Annotated in this window: 15 protein-coding genes; 10 read left to right on the top strand and 5 right to left on the bottom strand. The window is 59.5% G+C overall.

Features of this window, described 5'->3' with window-relative positions:
• Window positions 1-168: 168 nt before the first annotated feature.
• From hrpA to FPT12_RS05240, 5 genes are all read left to right on the top strand, one after another.
• Window positions 169-4080 (top strand): ATP-dependent RNA helicase HrpA, encoded by a 3912-nt coding sequence (gene hrpA, locus FPT12_RS05260; protein ID WP_145014957.1) that lies wholly within the window; start codon window positions 169-171, stop codon window positions 4078-4080.
• 217 nt (window positions 4081-4297) lie between these two features.
• Entirely contained in the window at window positions 4298-5419 is a 1122-nt protein-coding gene (locus FPT12_RS05255) for a beta-ketoacyl-ACP synthase III (protein WP_145014956.1), read from the top strand.
• 26 nt (window positions 5420-5445) lie between these two features.
• On the top strand, window positions 5446-6060 hold the full coding sequence (locus tag FPT12_RS05250; RefSeq protein WP_145014955.1) for an RNA polymerase sigma factor: 615 nt from the start codon (window positions 5446-5448) through the stop codon (window positions 6058-6060).
• On the top strand, window positions 6054-6290 hold the full coding sequence (locus FPT12_RS05245) for an anti-sigma factor (protein WP_145014954.1): 237 nt from the start codon (window positions 6054-6056) through the stop codon (window positions 6288-6290). The genes FPT12_RS05250 and FPT12_RS05245 overlap by 7 nt, the downstream gene beginning before the upstream one ends.
• Window positions 6291-6412: 122 nt before the next feature.
• Window positions 6413-7537 carry a GNAT family N-acetyltransferase gene (locus FPT12_RS05240; protein ID WP_145014953.1) on the top strand — a complete coding sequence of 375 codons (1125 nt, stop codon included), beginning with the start codon at window positions 6413-6415 and terminating at the stop codon, window positions 7535-7537.
• An 18-nt stretch (window positions 7538-7555) separates the two neighbouring features.
• Here the strand turns inward: FPT12_RS05240 and FPT12_RS05235 are convergent, their stop codons facing one another.
• The 4 genes from FPT12_RS05235 to FPT12_RS05220 all read right to left on the bottom strand — a co-directional run bounded on the left by FPT12_RS05235 (window position 7556) and on the right by FPT12_RS05220 (window position 11775).
• The gene (locus FPT12_RS05235) at window positions 7556-9388 is read right to left on the bottom strand and encodes an ABC transporter ATP-binding protein (RefSeq protein WP_145014952.1); all 1833 of its coding nucleotides are present in this window, start codon (window positions 9386-9388) and stop codon (window positions 7556-7558) included.
• Window positions 9389-9475: 87 nt separating this feature from the next.
• Complete coding sequence (locus FPT12_RS05230) at window positions 9476-10030, bottom strand: peptidylprolyl isomerase (protein WP_145014951.1); 555 nt, start codon at window positions 10028-10030, stop codon at window positions 9476-9478.
• A gap of 3 nt (window positions 10031-10033) precedes the next feature.
• Window positions 10034-10837: an alpha/beta fold hydrolase gene (locus FPT12_RS05225; protein ID WP_145014950.1), complete on the bottom strand. Its 804-nt coding sequence runs from the start codon at window positions 10835-10837 to the stop codon at window positions 10034-10036.
• A 14-nt stretch (window positions 10838-10851) separates the two neighbouring features.
• A complete protein-coding gene (locus FPT12_RS05220) occupies window positions 10852-11775 on the bottom strand; it encodes a LysR family transcriptional regulator (RefSeq protein WP_145014949.1) in 924 nt (307 codons plus the stop codon).
• Window positions 11776-11824: 49 nt separating this feature from the next.
• Here FPT12_RS05220 and FPT12_RS05215 point away from each other — a divergent pair, with 49 nt between their 5' ends.
• From FPT12_RS05215 to FPT12_RS05205, 3 genes are all read left to right on the top strand, one after another.
• Window positions 11825-12139: a 3-phosphoglycerate kinase gene (locus FPT12_RS05215; RefSeq protein ID WP_145014948.1), complete on the top strand. Its 315-nt coding sequence runs from the start codon at window positions 11825-11827 to the stop codon at window positions 12137-12139.
• Between the two features lie 149 nt (window positions 12140-12288).
• Complete coding sequence (locus FPT12_RS05210; protein ID WP_145014947.1) at window positions 12289-12888, top strand: FMN-dependent NADH-azoreductase; 600 nt, start codon at window positions 12289-12291, stop codon at window positions 12886-12888.
• A 230-nt stretch (window positions 12889-13118) separates the two neighbouring features.
• Window positions 13119-13985, top strand: coding sequence for a carboxylate/amino acid/amine transporter (locus FPT12_RS05205; protein WP_145014946.1), 867 nt, complete (start codon window positions 13119-13121; stop codon window positions 13983-13985).
• 108 nt (window positions 13986-14093) lie between these two features.
• Here the strand turns inward: FPT12_RS05205 and FPT12_RS05195 are convergent, their stop codons facing one another.
• Entirely contained in the window at window positions 14094-15392 is a 1299-nt protein-coding gene (locus FPT12_RS05195; RefSeq protein WP_145014945.1) for a mechanosensitive ion channel family protein, read from the bottom strand.
• Window positions 15393-15585: 193 nt separating this feature from the next.
• Here FPT12_RS05195 and FPT12_RS05190 point away from each other — a divergent pair, with 193 nt between their 5' ends.
• Window positions 15586-16932 (top strand): DEAD/DEAH box helicase, encoded by a 1347-nt coding sequence (locus FPT12_RS05190; RefSeq protein ID WP_145014944.1) that lies wholly within the window; start codon window positions 15586-15588, stop codon window positions 16930-16932.
• A 264-nt stretch (window positions 16933-17196) separates the two neighbouring features.
• Entirely contained in the window at window positions 17197-18915 is a 1719-nt protein-coding gene (locus tag FPT12_RS05185) for a ShlB/FhaC/HecB family hemolysin secretion/activation protein (protein ID WP_145014943.1), read from the top strand.
• Window position 18916 lies beyond the last annotated feature (1 nt).

Here is an 18916-nt window from a genome sequence, read left to right as displayed (position 1 = left end):
CAATCGATCGCGAGCAGGCTCGCTCCCACAGTTGGCAGTGGTGCCCCCCGGTTTTGTGGTCGCAATAGATCCAGTGTGGGAGCGAGCCTGCTCGCGATCGGCCGCGCAGCGGTCGTAAAATCTGCGACAATCCGCCCCCTGCGCCACTAGACGACCTTTGCGTACCTGATGACTGACGAATCGCCTTCCATCGACAAACTGCTGAAAAACCTCGACCACGCCATGCTCGCCGACCGCCACCGGCTGCGGCGGCAGTTGCTCGAGCTGCGCAAGAAACCCGACGACGCCAAGCAGGCAGTGTGGGTGACGCGCATGCAAGCGTCCTGTGACCAGGTGTTGGCGCGACGTGCCAGCCTGCCGCTGATTCGTTACGACGACAGCCTGCCGATCGCCGCCAAGCGCGACGAAATCAAGGAGGCGCTGCTCAAGCATCAGGTGCTGATCATCGCCGGCGAAACCGGCTCGGGTAAAACCACCCAGCTGCCGAAGATCTGCCTGGAAATCGGTCGCGGCCAGCACGGTCTGATCGGTCACACCCAGCCGCGTCGAATTGCTGCGCGCAGCGTCGCGAGTCGGGTGGCCGAAGAGCTGGCGACGCCGCTCGGTGCCTTGGTCGGCTATCAGGTGCGGTTCGAGGATCAGAGCGATTCCAACACCCTGATCAAACTGATGACCGACGGCATCCTGCTGGCGGAAACCCAGAACGACCGCTACCTCGAACGCTATGACACGATCATCGTCGACGAAGCCCACGAACGCAGCCTGAACATCGACTTCCTGCTCGGTTACCTGAAAACCCTGCTGCCGCGCCGCCCTGACCTGAAAGTCATCATCACCTCGGCGACCATCGATCTTGAGCGTTTCTCCAAGCACTTCGACGATGCGCCGATTGTCGAAGTCTCGGGCCGCACGTTCCCGGTGGACACCTGGTACCGGCCGTTGACGCTGGAGCAGGACGAAGAGGGCAACCGGGTCGAGGACGACTTGACCGTGGATCAGGCGATCCTCGCCACCCTCGATGAAATTGCCGCATACGAACGCAGCGAACGCCGCAGTCCCGGCGACGTATTGGTGTTCCTGCCTGGCGAGCGCGAGATTCGTGACGCGGCGGACATGCTGCGCAAGGCCCAACTCAAGCACACCGAAATTCTGCCGCTGTACGCACGGCTTTCGCCGGCCGAGCAGCAGCGGATTTTCCAGTCTCATCCGGGCCGTCGCGTGGTACTGGCGACCAACGTCGCGGAAACCTCGCTGACCGTGCCGGGCATTCGTTACGTGATCGACAGCGGTACGGCGCGCATCAGCCGCTACAGCTACCGGGCCAAGGTCCAGCGCTTGCCGATCGAGGCGATTTCCCAGGCCAGCGCCAACCAGCGTAAAGGCCGTTGCGGACGGGTCGAGCCGGGCATTTGCATCCGTCTGTACAGCGAAGAAGATTTCATCGGTCGGCCGGAATTTACCGATCCGGAAATTCTGCGTACCAACCTCGCGGCGGTGATTTTGCAGATGCTCCATCTGCGCCTCGGTGAAATCACCGATTTCCCGTTTATCGAGCCGCCGGATGGCAAGGCCATCAGCGACGGTTTCAACCTGCTGCAAGAACTCTCGGCAGTCGACCGCAACAGTCAGCTGACGCCGCTGGGCCGGCAACTGGCGCGGTTGCCGGTGGACCCGCGTATGGGCCGCATGCTGCTGGAAGCAGCGAAACTCGGCAGCTTGCAGGAAGTGCTGATTGTCGCCAGTGCCATGTCGATCCAGGACCCGCGCGAGCGTCCGCCGGAGCGCCAGCAGGCCGCCGATCAGGCCCATGCACAATGGAAAGACGTGGACTCGGACTTCGCCGGGCTGGTCAATCTGTGGCGTGGCTTTGAAGAACAACGCCAGGCCCTGACCGCCAGCCCGCTGCGTAACTGGTGTCGCAAGAATTTCCTGAATTACCTGCGCCTGCGCGAGTGGCGCGACTCCCATCGCCAGTTGAGCCTGATCTGCCGCGACATGCAGTTGAGCCTGAACAAAGAGCCTGCGGACTACCCGAAACTGCACAAAGCCGTGCTGTCCGGTTTGCTCAGCCAGATCGGCCAGAAAACCGAGGACGGCGATTACCTGGGCGCGCGTCAGCGGCGCTTCTGGATTCACCCGTCGTCGGGCCTGGGCAAGAAACGTCCGCAATGGCTAATGACTGCCGAACTGGTGGAAACCACCAAACTCTATGCGCGCATGGTGGCGAAGATCGAGCCGGACTGGATCGAACCGCTGGCCGGGCACCTGATCAAGAAGAACCACTTCGAACCGCATTGGGAGAAGAAGCGCGGACAGGTTGTGGCCTACGAGCAAATCACCCTGTTCGGGTTGATCGTGGTCGGTCGCCGGCCCGTGCATTACGGGCCGATCGATCCTGTCACCTCGCGTGAACTGTTTATCCGCGAAGCGCTGGTGCGGGGCGAGATTCAGTCGAAAGCCAAGTGTCTGTCGGCCAATGAGCAATTGTTGGAACAGCTCGACGAACTGGAGGCCAAGGCCCGTCGTCGCGACATTCTGGCGGACGAGGAAACCCTGTTTGCCTTCTACGACGCGCGCTTGCCGGCAGAGATCCATCAGACCGCGACCTTCGACAGCTGGTATCGGATCAACAGCCAGAAAGACCCGCAATTGCTGATCATGCGTGAAGAAGACGTGCTGGCTCGCGAAGCCAGCGAAGTCACCGCCGCGCATTATCCGGACACCTTGCGGCTGGGCGATTTGACCCTGCCGTTGAGCTACCACTTCGAGCCCAACCATCCCCGCGACGGCGTGACCCTGCGCGTGCCGGCACCGCTGTTACCGGCGCTGCCGCCGGAACGCCTGGAATGGCTGGTGCCAGGGGTGATCGAAGCCAAGTGCATTGCCCTGGTGCGTAACCTGCCCAAGGCCTTGCGCAAGAACTTCGTGCCGGTGCCGGACTTTGTCAAAGCGGCGTTGCAGCGCATCGCCTTCGCCGACGGTTCACTGCCGCAGGCGCTGGGTCGCGAATTGCTGCGCATGACCGGTGCGCGGGTCAGTGACGAGGCCTGGGCGGAAGCAGCGCAGCAGGTTGAAAGTCATCTGCGGATGAACCTGGAAATCGTCGATGGCCAGGGCAAGTTCCTCGGCGAAGGCCGTGATCTGCCTGAGCTGACCGCACGTTTCGCCGAGGCCAGCCAGGCTGCTTTGGCGGTACCGCAGACGGCGAAAAGCCAACAACCGGTGGAGGCCAAGGTCTTTGCTGCGGTGGCCGAGAAAACCCAACAGAAGATCGCCGGGCTGTCGATGACGGTCTACCCGGCGCTGGTGGAGGAGGCGGGCACCGTTAAGGAAGGGCGTTTTTCCACCCCGGCCGAGGCCGAGTTCCAGCATCGTCGGGCGTTGCAGCGGTTGCTCATGCAGCAACTGGCCGAGCCGGCAAAATTCTTGCGCGGCAAGTTGCCGGGGCTCACCGAGCTGGGCCTGATGTACCGCGAGCTGGGGCGTATCGACAGTCTGGTGGAAGACATCCTGCTGGCGAGCCTCGACAGCTGCATTCTCGACGGCGAAGCAAGTTTGCCGCGTGATGGTGCTGGTTTGGCCTCGCTGGCCGAACGCAAACGCGGTGCGTGGACCGAACATGCCGAGCGTCTGGCGAAACTGACGCTGGAAACGCTCAAGCTCTGGCACGGTTTGCAGAAACGCTTCAAAGGCAAGATCGACCTGGCGCAAGCGGTGGCCCTGAATGACATCAAGCAGCAGCTCAGTCATTTGGTGTATCCGGGCTTTGTCCGTGAAACCCCGATGCAGTGGCTCAAGGAGCTGCCGCGTTACTTGAAAGCCGTCGAGCAGCGCTTCGAAAAACTCGGCGCTCAGGTGCAGAAGGACCGGGTCTGGAGCGGCGAATTGTCCGGTCTCTGGAGCCAATACCAGACCCGCGCCAACAAGCACGCGCAGGAAGGCAAGCGCGATCCGCAGCTTGAACTCTATCGCTGGTGGCTGGAGGAATACCGGGTTTCGCTGTTCGCCCAGCAATTGGGGACCAAGGTGCCGATCTCCGACAAACGCTTGAGCAAGCAATGGGCGCAAGTCGAACCGTAAACCCTGTGGGAGCGTTTGATCCAGCAAAAGGGGCCAAACGCCAATGTTTATGGCAAACTTCGCCGTCATAAACACCGGCCCCGCATATTTGAGCCTCGCAACCCGGGCGGATCGGAATAACGCGATGCCAGGTTGATGCTCTTTGACGGTATAGACCCTTTATGTGTTGGTACGTCGGTGCCAACACTTTCTGCCTGAACGGATTAGAGAAACGACCATGCATAATGTCGTCATCAGCGGCACCGGCCTGTACACCCCGGCCAACAGCATTTCCAACGAAGAGCTGGTGCAGTCTTTCAATGCTTACGTCACTCAGTTCAATGCTGACAACGCTGACGCCATCGAGCGTGGCGAAGTGGAAGCGTTGACCGAATCCAGCGCCGCCTTTATCGAAAAAGCCTCGGGGATCAAAAGCCGCTTTGTCATGGACAAGGACGGCATTCTTGATCCGGCGCGCATGGCACCTCGTTTGCCTGAACGTTCCAACGACGAATGGTCGGTGCTTTGCCAGATGGCCATTGGCGCTGCCGAACAAGCCTTGCAACGTGCCGGCAAGACCGCAGCGGACATCGACGGGGTGATCGTTGCCTGCTCCAACCTGCAGCGCGCCTACCCGGCCATTGCCATCGAAGTCCAGGAAGCACTGGGCATCGAAGGTTTCGGTTTCGACATGAACGTGGCCTGTTCCTCGGCGACGTTCGGCATTCAGGCCGCTACCAACAGCGTACAGCTGGGCCAGGCCCGGGCGATCCTGATGGTCAACCCGGAAGTCTGCACCGGTCACCTGAACTTCCGCGACCGCGACAGCCACTTCATCTTCGGTGACGCCGCCACTGCGGTAATCATTGAACGTGCCGACCTGGCCACGTCCAAGTACCAGTTCGACATTGTCAGCACCAAGTTGCTGACCAAGTTCTCCAACAATATTCGCAACAACTTCGGCTTCCTTAACCGCGCGGCGGAAGAGGGCATCGGTGCCCGTGACAAACTCTTCGTCCAGGAAGGTCGCAAGGTGTTCCGCGATGTCTGCCCGATGGTCGCGGAGCTGATCGCCACCCACCTGGACGAGAACAAGCTGAACGTCAGCGACGTGAAGCGTTTCTGGCTGCACCAGGCCAACCTCAGCATGAACCACCTGATCGTCAAGAAGCTGCTGGGCCGCGAAGCCACCGAAGAAGAAGCCCCGGTGATTCTCGACACGTATGCCAACACCAGCTCTGCAGGTTCCGTGATTGCCTTTCACAAGAACCAGGACGATTTGCCAGCCGGTTCGCTGGCGGTACTGAGCTCGTTTGGTGCCGGTTATTCGATTGGCAGCGTGATTCTGCGCAAGCGCTGAGTTCACGAACCGGACACGAGGTATCAATGGCCGCAGCTGACGATACGCAACTGCTCGAACGCCTGTTGGCGGGCGAGCAGCAGGCTTTCAAGGAGTTGGTCAGTACCTACCAGAGCGCCATGCGGGCGGTGGCTTATGCCATCGTTGGTAACCGGCATGCCGACGAAGTGGTGCAGGATGCCTGGCTGTCGGTGGTGCGCAACCTGAACGGGTTCGAGGGGCGCTCCAGCCTCAAGACCTGGCTGTTGACCATCACCGCCAACGCGGCAAAAGGCCGATACAAACAAAACCGTCGGGAAGTCTTGCTCGATGACCTGCCGTCGCCCCACGGCACCATCGATGATGATCGTTTCTCCCCCGGAGATGGCCACTGGCTGGTGGCGCCGTTCAGCTGGCATCAGGACACCCCGGAAGCGCTGCTCACCGAAAACGAACTGCGTGAATGCCTGGAACATACCTTGCTCAGCCTGTCGGAACTGCAAAGCAGCGTGTTGCTGTTGCGTGAGCGCCAGGGCCTGGAGCTGGAGGAGATTTGTAATCTTCTGGAGATCTCGCTCTCCAATGTTCGTGTGCTGCTGCACCGGGCACGGTTGAAGGTGTTTGCAACCGTGGAGCATTTTGAGGAAACCGGCGAATGTTGACCTGCAAGGAACAAGTAGCGCGGTCCAGCGATTATCTCGATGGCCAGTTGAGCTTTCGTGAGCGGCTGATGATGCGCCATCATTTGATGTTTTGTCCCAATTGCCGGCGGTTCATTCGGCAGATGCGCCTGATGCAGGCGACCTTGCGCGTCATGCCGGAAAAACCGGTTCCCGGTGTCGACGAGCTCGCCGAGCGGCTGGCCGCCGAACGTCAAAAGGGTGAACAGTAATTTCAGGCCACACCTCCCTCAGACTTCGTTTTGACCCCGCTTAGGCGGGGTTTTTATTTCGGCAAGGGCCGGGGATGGGCGATACTCGGCGAGTCTGTAGGCAACAACCGCTGGGGAACAGGATGCCGTTACACGTTTTGGAAAGTCTGTCCGCCATTGCACCGCAAGAGTGGGATGCGCTGGTGCCCGAGACTCAGCCGTTTTTGCGTCACGCCTTTCTCGGGGCGCTGGAAGACAGTGGCTGCCTGGGCCCGCAGTCTGGCTGGCAGCCGGAGCATCTGCTGCACATCGAGGGCAGCCGGCTGCTTGCGGCATTGCCGAGCTATCGCAAATGGCACTCCTACGGTGAATACGTGTTCGACCATGCCTGGGCAGATGCTTGCGAGCGCGCCGGGATCGATTACTACCCCAAACTGTTGACGGCTGTGCCGTTCAGTCCGGTCAGCGGGCCACGGTTGTTGGCGGCGAATGTGCAGGATGGTTTCGAACTGCTGAACAGCGTGCCGGGTTATCTTGAAATTGAAGGGCTCTCCAGCGCCCATATCAACTTTACCGATGCTTTTACCGATGCAGCATTGGCCGAGCATCCGGGCTGGTTGCAACGCATTGGCTGCCAGTATCACTGGCAGAATCGCGGTTATCGGGATTTTCAGGACTTCCTCGATGCGCTGAGCTCACGCAAGCGCAAGCAGATGCGCAAGGAGCGTGAACAAGTGGCGGGGCAGGGCATCGAGTTTGAATGGCTTGAGGGGCATCAACTCGACCAGGCACAGTGGGATTTCGTCTATGCCTGCTACGCCAACACCTATGCGGTGCGTCGGCAGTCGCCGTACCTGACGCGGGAGTTTTTCAGCCTGTTGGCCGAACGCATGCCCGAAGCCATCCGGGTAGTCCTGGCCAAACAAGGATCACGGCCGGTGGCCATGGCCTTCAGCCTGGTCGGTGGCGATAGCTTTTATGGACGGTACTGGGGTTGCCTGGCGGAATTCGACCGCCTGCATTTCGAGACCTGTTTCTATCAAGGCATGGACTACGCCATCGCCAACGGTTTTCAGCGTTTCGATGCCGGTGCGCAGGGTGAGCACAAACTGATTCGTGGTTTTGAACCGGTGATCACCCATTCCTGGCACTACTTGCGTCATCCGGGATTGAAGTCGGCGGTGAAGGACTTCCTTGAGCGCGAGCGTGTGGGTGTCATGGGGTATGCAGAAGAGGCGAAGAGCGCCTTGCCCTATCGACAAGGCTGATTTTCATTGGCTCTCGTCTCAATCGATGCCGACAAACCCACCGGTCTGATGCTGCCACAGCCGTGCATACAACCCGCCATGGGCCAGCAATTCGGCATGGCTGCCGGTTTCGGCGATGCGGCCTTTTTCCAGCACCACCAGACGGTCCATCCGCGCGATGGTCGACAACCGGTGAGCGATGGCGATCACGGTCTTGCCCTGCATCAGGGTTTCCAGGCTTTCCTGAATCGCCGCTTCGACTTCCGAGTCCAGCGCCGAAGTGGCTTCGTCCATGATCAGGATCGGCGCGTCCTTGAGCAGCACCCGGGCGATGGCGATCCGCTGGCGTTGGCCGCCAGAGAGTTTCACCCCGCGTTCACCGACATGAGCATCGAAGCCGGTGCGGCCTTCAGCGTCCGACAGCAACGGGATGAACTCGTCAGCGCGGGCCTTGCGGACGGCTTCCCAGAGCTCTTCGTCGGTGGCGTCGGGTTTGCCATAAAGCAGATTGTCACGGATCGAACGGTGCAGCAGCGAGGTGTCCTGAGTGATCATGCCGATCCGCTCGCGCAGGCTTTCCTGAGCCACGCTGGCGATGTTCTGCCCATCGACCAGAATCTGCCCGCTCTGCAGGTCGTAGAGGCGCAGCAGCAGATTGACCAGGGTCGATTTGCCAGCGCCTGAAGGACCGATCAAACCGATTTTTTCACCGGGTTTGATGGTCAGGTTGAGGTCGTCGATGATTCCGCTTTTCTTGCCGTAGTGAAACGTCACGTGTTCGAAACGCACTTCGCCACGGCCCACTTCCAGGCGCGGCGCCGGTTCGCGGTCGGTGACGCTGATCGGTTGGGCGATGGTTTGCAGGCCGTCCTGGACCATCCCGATGTTTTCGAAGATGCCGTTGACCACCCACATGATCCAGCCGGACATGTTGACAATGCGGATCACCAGGCCGGTGGCCAGGGCAATGGCACCGACCGAGATCAGCGACTGGGTCCACAGCCACAAGGCAAGGCCCGTGGTGCTGACGATCAGCAGGCCGTTCATGCTGGTGATGACCACGTCCATGCTGGTGACGACGCGGCCGGCCAGTTGGGATTTTTCGGTCTGCTCTGCGATGGCTTCGCGGGCGTATTGCTGTTCGAAGTTGGTGTGGGCGAAGAGCTTCAGCGTGGTGATGTTGGTGTAGCCGTCGACGATCCGGCCCATGAGTTTCGAGCGCGCGTCGGAAGACACCACCGAACGTTCCTTGACCCGCGGCACGAAGTAGCACAGTGCGCCGATGTAGCAGGCGATCCAGGTCAGCAGCGGGATCATCAGGCGCCAGTCGGCTTCGGCGAACAGCACCAGCGAGCTGATCGCGTAGATCAGCACATGCCATAACGCGTCGACGGCTTGCACCGCCGAATCGCGCAGGGAGTTGCCGGTCTGCATGATCCGTTGGGCGATGCGTCCGGCGAAATCGTTCTGGAAAAAATTAAGGCTCTGTTTGAGCACGTAACTGTGGTTTTGCCAGCGAATCATGCTGGTCATGCCGGGGCTCAGGGTTTGATGCACCAGCAGGTCATGCAGGCCGACGAATATCGGTCGTAGAAAAAGTGCAACCACCGCCATCCAGGCCAGCTCGACGCCGTGGATTTTGAAGAAGTCCGTATTTGGCGTGCCTTGGGCCAAATCGATGATTCGACTCAGGTAACTGAACAACGCCACTTCAATCAGCGCGCCGATCAAGCCGACGACCAACAACGCGGCAAAACTCGGCCAGACCTGACGTAAATAATAGGTATAGAAGGGGAGAACCCGGCTCGGCGGGGCCGCCGTCGGGGCGTCACGGAAAATATCGATCAGTTTTTCGAAACGACGATAGAGCATCAGATAAACGCCCGCGTACGGGCTCTCCTTTTTTCGATGCGAGCGGCGCGGTGATACACCGCTGCCGCTCAGGACGCCTTATGCAGTTTAGTCGATGCGCTTGGCCGACTTGATCAGCACCGGGTCGGTGGGCACATTCTGCATGCCTTGCTTGGTGGTGGTTGGCGAGTTGACGATGATGTCGACGACGTCCATGCCTTTCACGACTTTGGCGAACACTGCGTAACCGGCATCGCGGCCCGGGTCAAGGAAGTCGTTGTCCTTGACGTTGATGAAGAACTGGCTGGTGGCCGAATCCGGGTCGGAGGTGCGTGCCATCGACAGGGTGCCACGCACGTTATGCAGGCCGTTGCTGGCTTCGTTCTTGATCGGTGCATCGGTCGGCTTCTGTTGCATCGACGTCGTGAAGCCGCCGCCCTGAGCCATGAAACCCGGAATCACGCGGTGGAAAATGGTGTTGTTGTAGAAACCTTTGTCGACGTAAGCGAGAAAGTTTTTGGTACTGATCGGCGCCTTGACCGGGTCCAGTTCGATTTCAATCTGGCCGTTGGTCGTTTCCAGCAGCACGTGCGGCGCCGGGGCGGCCATCAGATTAGCGGCGAACAGTACTGCGCCTGTGACGAGGGCGATTTTTTTCAGCATGGGTCAGTGATCCTGGGTAGTGGTGTCGACTGCGGTTAGAAACTCAAGCAGGGTTTGGTTGAAACGGTGTGGCTGGTCCAATGGCGTTGCGTGGCGTGAATCTTCGATCACCACCAGCCGCGCATCGGGCAGCAGTTTTACATAGGCTTCTTTCAGCGCTACCGGCGTGTAGTCGCGGTCGGCGCTGACGATCAGGGTTGGACAGGTGACTTTCGCCAGTCGTTCCTGAACCCCCCAGCCAACAATGGCATTGAAGCTGGCGAGATAAGCACGTTTGTCATTTTTTGCCCAGCGTTCGGCCATCTTTTGCCGCAGGTCTGCCTGTTCGGGTTTGGGGAACAGCTTGCCGCCCAGGGCCGTGCCGATGGCGCGCAGACTGAGGAGGTGCATCAGGCTCCAGCGCTTTAACCACTGCCAGTAATCATCCGTCGTGCGGACTTTGACCTCGGGGGCACTGTTGACGATGCACAGGCTTTTAAGCAGCGATGGTTGGTCCACCGCCAGTTGAAAACCGATCATCCCGCCCATGGACAAACCGACCAGATGCGCCGGGCCGAGCTTCAGGTGCTCGATCAGTGCGACCAGGTCGGCGCTGAAACCGGCAATGCTGTAGCGCTCGCGGGGTTTGTCGGAGCGGCCGTGGCCACGTACATCCGGGACGATCACCCGGTAACGGGTCGAGAGCTCCGGGATCTGTTTTTCCCAGTCCAGCGTACTCGAGCCCAGCCCGTGAACCAGCAGCAGGGGTGTGCCGTGGCCATATTCCTCGTAGTGCAAGGTGCAACCTTCATGTTCGAAATAGGCCATGGTGCAACTCCTTGTCAGGCTTGTTCCGGGGCCGCGAACGGCGCATCCAGCGGCGCGGTATCAAAGGTACGCAGCAACTCGACGAGAATCTGCGTGGCCGGCCCCAGGGGTTTGTCCTTGTTTGAATAGAGAAAGAAGGTCGGATGCCGACTGCCACCCTGATCCAACGGTAGCACCTTGAGCAGGCCTTCCTTGAGTTCGCGTTCGATCATGTGCCGTGGCAGCCAGGCAAAACCCAGGCCGCTGCTGACGAAACTGGCAGCGGTGGCCAGGCTGCCGACGGTCCAGCGCTGTTCGGCACCCAGCCAGCCGACATCGCGCGGTTGCTGGCGACCGGAGTCGCGGATCACTACTTGCAGTTGGCTTTCCAGATCCTGGAAGTTCAGCTCGCGGTTCAAACGGTGCAGCGCGTGTTCGGGATGGGCGACGGCGACAAACTCGACATCACTCAACTCGGCGCCCAGATAACCGGGAATATTGAAACCGCTGATGGCCAGGTCAGCGACACCTTCAAGCAGCACTTCCTCGACGCCGGACAGCACTTCTTCACGCAGACGCACCCGGCAGCCACGGCTTTGCGGCATGAACGCGGTCAAGGCGCGAACCAGTCGGGCGTTCGGATACGCGGCATCAACCACCAGCCGCACTTCCGCCTCCCAGCCTTGCTCCATGTGGTGCGCCAGATCTTCAAGCTGACTGGCCTGTTTGACCAGTTGCCGCGAGCGGCGCAGCAGCACACCGCCGGCTTCGGTCAGCACGGCTTTACGGCCGTCGATGCGCAACAGCGGCACACCGAGCTGGTCTTGCATGCGCGCTACGGTATAGCTGACGGATGACTGCGAACGGTGCAGCGCTTCGGCGGCCTGGGCGAAACCGCCGTGGTCGACCACGGCCTGTAGTGTTCGCCATTGATCAAGGGTCACGCGGGGCGCTTTCATGATGAGCTCCTCTTGTCCTAAGCTGGCAGCTTCCATTGGAGGCTGCCGAATGAAAAAAATCTGTTGTGTGGTGCTGGCGATGCTGCCGCTGACTGCGTTTGCCTACCCCATTGATGTGGAGAGAAACCTCAATGGCCTGAAGATCAACTACGCCACCTACGCCACGACTTACGACATGGGCGCCATTACGCTGAACAATTACGGCAATAAAGATGCCGAATGCTCAGTGGTGTTTCGCAACGGCCCGGAAGCGCCGCGTACTCGTCGTGTAAGCCTGGGGGCCGACAAAAGCGCCGACCTTTCGGCCAAGTTCAACCGCGAAATCATCAAGCTGTACATCACCCTGACCTGCAAACCCAAATAAGGGCTGTTGCACAGGCGGGGCAGATACGCTCCGCTTATAAACGAATTTATTGATGGTTTATAGCAGTTATTTGTGCTTTTTCATCGATACGACTCTGTTTAATCTCCACTCCATCGACTTACAGCATTCACCGATGGAGGCTACATCCCATGTCCCGCGTTCTGATCATCGAAAGCAGTGCCCGCCAGCAAGACTCGGTATCGCGTCAGCTGACCCAAACCTTCATCGCTCAATGGAAAGCCGCACACCCGGCCGACCAGATCACCGTTCGTGACCTGGCGACCCATCCGGTTCCACACCTGGATGCCAACCTGCTGGGCGGCTGGATGAAGCCTGCCGAGCAACGCAACGAAACCGAACAGTCGTCGCTGGAGCGCTCCAACCAGTTGACCGATGAATTGCTGGCCGCCGATGTGTTGGTCATGGCCGCACCGATGTACAACTTCGCGATCCCCAGCACCCTCAAAGCCTGGCTCGACCACGTGCTGCGCGCCGGTGTGACCTTCAAGTACACCGAAACCGGCCCGCAAGGTCTGCTCAGCGGTAAGCGTGCCTATGTATTGACCGCTCGCGGTGGCATCTACGCCGGTAGCACCTCCGATCACCAGGAACCGTACCTGCGTCAGGTCATGGCATTCATCGGCGTTCACGACGTCACCTTCATTCACGCCGAAGGCATGAACCTGGGCGGTGATTTCCACGAAAAGGGTCTGAACCAGGCCAACGCCAAACTGGCCCAGGTCGCCTGAGCCGTTAATCGCCAGATAATCACTTGATGGTTAAGTAGCGCTCGTACACCCCTTCAAGCCGGTTCGCGCATCGAACCTCCCTTTGCACTTGTTGCTCATGAGTGCTCTAGCCCGATTGAACGCTTTAGCGAGATCGGGCTTTTTTTTGCCTGCGGTTTTGTGTAGTGGCTGACTGTTCGCGATAACGGACAAAACCCGCTATCGTCGCCGCCATTCGAAACGAGGCGAGCATGGGCTATCTACTTTTTGTCACGCTGATTCAGGCGTTTTCCTTCAGTTTGATCGGTGAATACCTGGCCGGTCATGTCGACAGCTATTTCGCGGTGCTGGTGCGGGTGTTGCTGGCGGGGCTGGTGTTCATTCCGTTGACCCGCTGGCGTCAGGTGGAACCGGCGTTCATGCGCGGGATGCTGTTGATCGGCGCGTTGCAGTTCGGCGTGACCTACGTCTGCCTGTACCTGAGCTTCCGGGTGCTGACGGTGCCGGAAGTCTTGCTGTTCACCATTCTCACACCGTTGCACGTAACCCTGATCGAAGATGCGCTGAATCGCCGCTTCAATCCCTGGGCGCTGGTGGCGGCATTGGTTGCGGTGCTCGGTGCGGCAGTGATCCGTTATGACCGGATCAATCCGGATTTCTTCATGGGTTTTTTGCTGCTGCAACTGGCCAACTTCACCTACGCTGCAGGCCAGGTGCTATACAAGCATCTAGTGGCGCGCCATCCGAGCGACCTGCCGCACTACCGGCGTTTTGGATACTTCTACCTCGGCGCACTGGCAGTGGCCTTGCCGGCGTTTCTGCTGTTCGGTAAACAGAACTTCCTGCCGGAAGCGCCGCTGCAGTGGGGCGTGCTGGTGTTCCTCGGACTGGTGTCCACCGCGTTGGGCCTGTACTGGTGGAACAAGGGCGCGTGTCTGGTCAATGGCGGGACACTGGCGGTGATGAACAACCTGCACGTGCCGGTGGGGCTGTTGATCAACTTGCTGATCTGGAATCAACATGAAGAACTGGGGCGGCTGATGTTTGGCGGGATGGTGATTCTGGCGGCGGTGTGGATCAGCCGGTTGGGTGTACTAAAACGGGTGGCAGCTCACTGAACCCCTGTGGGAGCGGGCTTGCTCGCGAAGAGGGTGCGTCAGTCGACATCAATATTGCCTGTCACAACGCTTTCGCGAGCAAGCCCGCTCCCACAGGGGGACGCGGTGTTACATCATGCGTTTTTCAGGCTCGGGAATATGGCTGGCGCCTAACAATGCCGGCAACAACCCCGCGCGCAAATCATTACCGCTCGGCTGCTGATACAAACTCAGCCCAAACTCCGGCAGCACTGCCAGCAGGTAATCGAAAATATCCCCCTGAATCCGCTCGTAATCGGCCCACGCCGTGGTGCGGGTGAAGCAGTAGATCTCCAGCGGAATGCCCTGGGCCGTGGTTTGCATCTGGCGGACCATGCAGGTCATGTTCGGTTGAATCTCCGGATGACTCTTCAAGTACGCCAGTGCATAGGCGCGAAAGGTTCCAATGTTGGTCATCCGCCGACGGTTGGCCGACATCGCCGAAACGTTGCCCTGGGCCTCGTTCCAGTTCTTGAGTTCGGCCTGCTTGCGGCTGATGTAATCGGTGAGCAAGCGCACCTGGGTCAGCTTCTGTTCTTCGTCGTCATGGATGAAGCGCACGCCACTGGCGTCGATGAACAGGCTGCGCTTGATCCGTCGGCCGCCTGACTGCTGCATGCCGCGCCAGTTCTTGAACGATTCGGACATCAAGCGCCAGGTTGGAATCGAGACGATGGTCTTGTCGAAGTTCTGCACTTTGACCGTGTGCAGGGTGATGTCCACCACGTCGCCGTCGGCGCCCACTTGCGGCATTTCGATCCAGTCGCCAACCCGCAGCATGTCGTTGCTGGTCAGTTGCACACTGGCGACGAACGACAGCAGGGTGTCCTTGTAGACCAACAGAATCACTGCTGACATGGCACCCAGACCCGACAACAGCAACAGCGGCGAACGGTCGATCAGGGTCGCGACGATGATGATCGCGCCGAATACGAACAGCACCATCTTCGCCAGTTGCACATAGCCTTTGATCGAGCGGGTGCGGGCGTGTTCGGTGCGTGCGTAGATGTCCAGCAGAGCGTTGAGCAGAGCGCTCAGGGCCAGCACCAAAAACAGAATGGTGAAGGATAGGGCGACGTTGCCGAGAAAGTTCTGAATGGTTTTGCTCAGTTCCGGCACCAGGTTCAAACCGAACTGGATCACCAGCGACGGAGTCATTTGCGCCAGGCGATGGAACACCTTGTTTTGGAACAAGTCGTTGAACCACTGCATCGCCGGTTGCCGGCCAAGCAATTTGACGGTGTGCAGCACCACATAACGCGCCACTCGTCCGAGCAGCAAGGCGATCACCAACAACACCATCAGCGCCAGGCTGGAATGCAGAAGCGGGTGCTGGTCGAGAGCACCCCAGAGGTCTTGGGTATTGAGCCAGAGCTGTTTGAGATCCATGGGTTAAAACGATTCTTCTGTAGGACGAGAGGGGGCGATTAGAGCATTTAAGACGCATCGAGTTACGTTCAGGGACAAATCCGCTAACAAAATCGCCATTGTTTGCGTCCGATTGCATAAAGAAACTCGGCCTTCGCGCTCGAAACCGTTACCCTATGCAGCTGATTTTTTGTATTTCTTCGAGGTAGCACCCGTGTTTTCCCAATTCGCCCTGCACGAACGCCTGCTCAAAGCCGTGGCCGAGCTTAAATTTGTCGAGCCAACGCCAGTGCAAGCAGCGGCTATCCCGCTCGCGCTCCAAGGGCGTGACCTGCGGGTGACTGCGCAAACCGGTAGCGGCAAAACCGCTGCATTCGTATTGCCGATCCTCAACCGTTTGATCGGCCCGGCCAAAGTCCGCGTCAGCATCAAGACCCTGATCCTGCTGCCAACCCGCGAGCTGGCCCAGCAGACCATCAAGGAAGTGGAACGCTTCGCGCAGTTCACCTTCATCAAGTCCGGCCTGATCACTGGCGGTGAAGACTTCAAGGTCCAGGCAGCCATGCTGCGCAAGGTGCCGGACATCCTGATCGGCACCCCGGGCCGGATGATCGAGCAACTGAACGCCGGCAACCTCGACTTGAAAGAAGTTGAAGTGCTGGTGCTCGACGAAGCCGACCGCATGCTCGACATGGGTTTTGCCGAAGACGTACAGCGTCTGGTCGACGAGTGCACCAACCGTCAGCAGACCATGCTGTTCTCCGCGACCACCGGCGGTTCGGGCCTGCGCGAGATGATCGCCAAGGTCCTGAACAACCCTGAGCACTTGCAGCTCAATGCCGTCAGCCAGTTGAACGACACCACCCGTCAGCAAATCATCACCGCTGACCACAACCAGCACAAAGAACAGATCGTTAACTGGTTGCTGGCCAACGAGACCTACCAGAAGGCCATCGTCTTCACCAACACCCGGGCCATGGCCGACCGCATCTACGGCCGCCTGGTGGCGCAGGAGTACAAGGCGTTCGTCCTGCACGGTGAGAAAGACCAGAAGGATCGCAAACTGGCGATCGACCGTCTGAAGCAGGGCGGGGTCAAGATCCTCGTCGCCACCGACGTTGCCGCTCGCGGCCTGGACGTGGAAGGCCTGGACCTGGTGATCAACTTCGACATGCCGCGCAGCGGTGACGAATACGTTCACCGTATCGGTCGTACCGGTCGTGCCGGCAACGATGGCCTGGCCATCTCGCTGATCTGCCACGGCGACTGGAACCTGATGTCGAGCATCGAGCGCTACCTCAAGCAGAGCTTCGAGCGCCGCACCATCAAGGAAGTCAAAGGCACCTACGGCGGACCGAAAAAGGTCAAGGCCTCGGGCAAAGCCGTTGGCGTGAAGAAGAAAAAAGTCGACGCCAAAGGCGACAAGAAAAAGGCCGGCGCCAAGGCCCCGACCAAACGCAAGATCGCCAACCGCCCGAAGACCGACGCCCTGTCGCTGGTCAGCAAGGACGGCATGGCGCCGCTCAAGCGCCGCAAGCCGCAAGCACCGGCCGCTGAATAACGCGCCACGGTGATTCACCAAAAAACCCGGACAGTGTCCGGGTTTTTTCATTTTTGGCCTATGGCGATCTTGAGGTCGAACCTCGCACTAACGCAGTCAGAAGCTCCACAGGCTTTTGAGACCATAAAATTCGAGCAGTGAAGGTGTGTGTCAATAAAGACATATTTAGCAACAAATTCGTACCCGGCTTATTGACGTCAGAATGATGGCAACTTAACATTGCGCCATCATATTGATATCACTTGTCGTCTCGAGGGATCGAACATGTACCTGCACCCCCTCGGGAAGAGGTTGTGTGCGGCTTTGCCGTGTCTATTGCTGTGTTTCACCAGCGTAAACCTTGCCCACGCCGCACCCACTCCCGGTGAAACCGACCTGATCCGCGAACGTCAGGATCGCCTGCTCGAAGAGCAGCGCCGGCGTCTCGAAGAGCTCAAGGAACTGCCCGGCAAAGCGGCCAAACCGACGGCCCCGACAGCCCCTGCCGATACCCGCTGCTTCCCGATCAAAGGCATCGAGCTCAAGGGGGCCGACAACCTTTCGGCCCGTGAGCGCGAGCGTTTGCTCAAGCCTTACATCGGCCAGTGCCTGGGCGTCACTCAGCTCAACGAGCTGCTGAAAGTCATCACCGATGACTACCTTGAGAAAGGCCTGGTGACCAGTCGTGCCTACTTGCCGCAGCAGGATTTGTCTGCCGGTCATTTGAAGGTGCTGGTGGTCGAGGGCAAGCTCGAAGGGATCAAAGGCGCGGAGGGCAGCAAGCTGTCGGACCGTGAACTGTCCATGGCTTTCCCAGGCAAGACCGGTGACCTGGTCAACCTGCGCGAGATCGAACAACTGGTCGATCAGTTGAACCGTTTGCCGTCGAATCAGGCGCAGATGGAGTTGGCACCCGGTAAAGCCGTGGGTGGCAGCGAAGTGCTGGTCAAGAACACTCCGCAAAAGCCCTGGCGCGCCGGTTTGTCGCGCACTAACGAAGGCCAGCGCAGCACCGGCGAGCAGCAGTGGGGCACGACCTTTGACTGGGACAGCCCGCTGGGGCTGGCGGATCAGTTGATGTTGCGCGGTGGTCACGATGCGGTGAGCGATCATAACCACACCTCAAGCAACGCCATGCTCGATTACAACCTGCCGTGGGGTTGGTGGAACTTCAACTACAGCTACAACCAGAGCGATTACCGCTCGCTGATTGCCGCCAATGGTTACGACTTCAAGCAGACCGGCGACAGCACGACTCACCAGTTCAAGGCCGAGCGCGTGATCTATCGCGATGCCGTGAGCAAGACGTCCTTGAGCGCCGGTGTGTCTCACATGCGGATTAACAACTTCATCGAAGGCAGCAAGCTGGCCCTGAGCAGCAACCATCTGAGCGAAGCGCAGTTCGGGATCAACCATGGGCGGCGTGTCGGCTCGGCCTTCGTCAACCTCGACCTGGGCATGCAGAAAGGTATCGGCGCCTTTGATGCCCAGAGCAACGGCCACCCGGGCCCTGGGGACGCGGATGCGCGGTACCGCAAATACACCGGCACCCTGAGCTACTTGCAGCCGTTCAAACTCTGGGGCGAGTCATTGAGCTTCAGCAGTTTGATGACCGGCCAGCGCAGCGAGGACGTGCTGTTCAGCCCGCAACGCACCAGCCTGGGCGGATTGTCGTCGATCCGTGGTTACAAGGACCAATCGTTGTCCGGTGACAGCGGCGGCTACTGGCGCAACGACCTGCGTTGGAGTCGTCCGGTGAATTGGGCGTGGCTGCGCCCGGTGTTCGCCGAGTACGGCACCAGCCTGGGTTACGACCAGGGCGTGATCAGTCATGACCGCTACAACGGCGATCAACATGGGCGGATGTCCAGCAACTCGATCGAGCTGTTTGCCAAAGGGCAGCATGTGTCTGCCAGCATGACCTTCGCCCACTCTCTGGAGCGGCCGGATGCGTTGACCGAGCGCGAAGCACCGATCTATTTCCGCGTGGATTTCTCCCTCTAAT

This window comes from Pseudomonas sp. H3(2019) (assembly GCF_007713465.1).
GTDB lineage: Bacteria > Pseudomonadota > Gammaproteobacteria > Pseudomonadales > Pseudomonadaceae > Aquipseudomonas.
The sequence above is the reverse complement of the archived record's forward strand: the minus strand, read 5'-3'. Positions and strand labels throughout refer to the sequence as shown.

What these genes read in the sequence shown, in the direction of transcription:
- hrpA (WP_145014957.1), top strand. Translation starts at nt 169, where the DNA reads ATGACTGACGAATCGCCTTCCATCGACAAACTGCTGAAAAACCTCGAC.
- FPT12_RS05210 (WP_145014947.1), top strand. Translation starts at nt 12,289, where the DNA reads ATGTCCCGCGTTCTGATCATCGAAAGCAGTGCCCGCCAGCAAGACTCG.
- FPT12_RS05185 (WP_145014943.1), top strand. Translation starts at nt 17,197, where the DNA reads ATGTACCTGCACCCCCTCGGGAAGAGGTTGTGTGCGGCTTTGCCGTGT.
- FPT12_RS05245 (WP_145014954.1), top strand. Translation starts at nt 6,054, where the DNA reads ATGTTGACCTGCAAGGAACAAGTAGCGCGGTCCAGCGATTATCTCGAT.
- FPT12_RS05230 (WP_145014951.1), bottom strand. Translation starts at nt 10,030, where the DNA reads ATGCTGAAAAAAATCGCCCTCGTCACAGGCGCAGTACTGTTCGCCGCT.
- FPT12_RS05205 (WP_145014946.1), top strand. Translation starts at nt 13,119, where the DNA reads ATGGGCTATCTACTTTTTGTCACGCTGATTCAGGCGTTTTCCTTCAGT.
- FPT12_RS05250 (WP_145014955.1), top strand. Translation starts at nt 5,446, where the DNA reads ATGGCCGCAGCTGACGATACGCAACTGCTCGAACGCCTGTTGGCGGGC.
- FPT12_RS05235 (WP_145014952.1), bottom strand. Translation starts at nt 9,388, where the DNA reads ATGCTCTATCGTCGTTTCGAAAAACTGATCGATATTTTCCGTGACGCC.
- FPT12_RS05240 (WP_145014953.1), top strand. Translation starts at nt 6,413, where the DNA reads ATGCCGTTACACGTTTTGGAAAGTCTGTCCGCCATTGCACCGCAAGAG.
- FPT12_RS05195 (WP_145014945.1), bottom strand. Translation starts at nt 15,392, where the DNA reads ATGGATCTCAAACAGCTCTGGCTCAATACCCAAGACCTCTGGGGTGCT.
- FPT12_RS05255 (WP_145014956.1), top strand. Translation starts at nt 4,298, where the DNA reads ATGCATAATGTCGTCATCAGCGGCACCGGCCTGTACACCCCGGCCAAC.
- FPT12_RS05220 (WP_145014949.1), bottom strand. Translation starts at nt 11,775, where the DNA reads ATGAAAGCGCCCCGCGTGACCCTTGATCAATGGCGAACACTACAGGCC.
- FPT12_RS05215 (WP_145014948.1), top strand. Translation starts at nt 11,825, where the DNA reads ATGAAAAAAATCTGTTGTGTGGTGCTGGCGATGCTGCCGCTGACTGCG.
- FPT12_RS05225 (WP_145014950.1), bottom strand. Translation starts at nt 10,837, where the DNA reads ATGGCCTATTTCGAACATGAAGGTTGCACCTTGCACTACGAGGAATAT.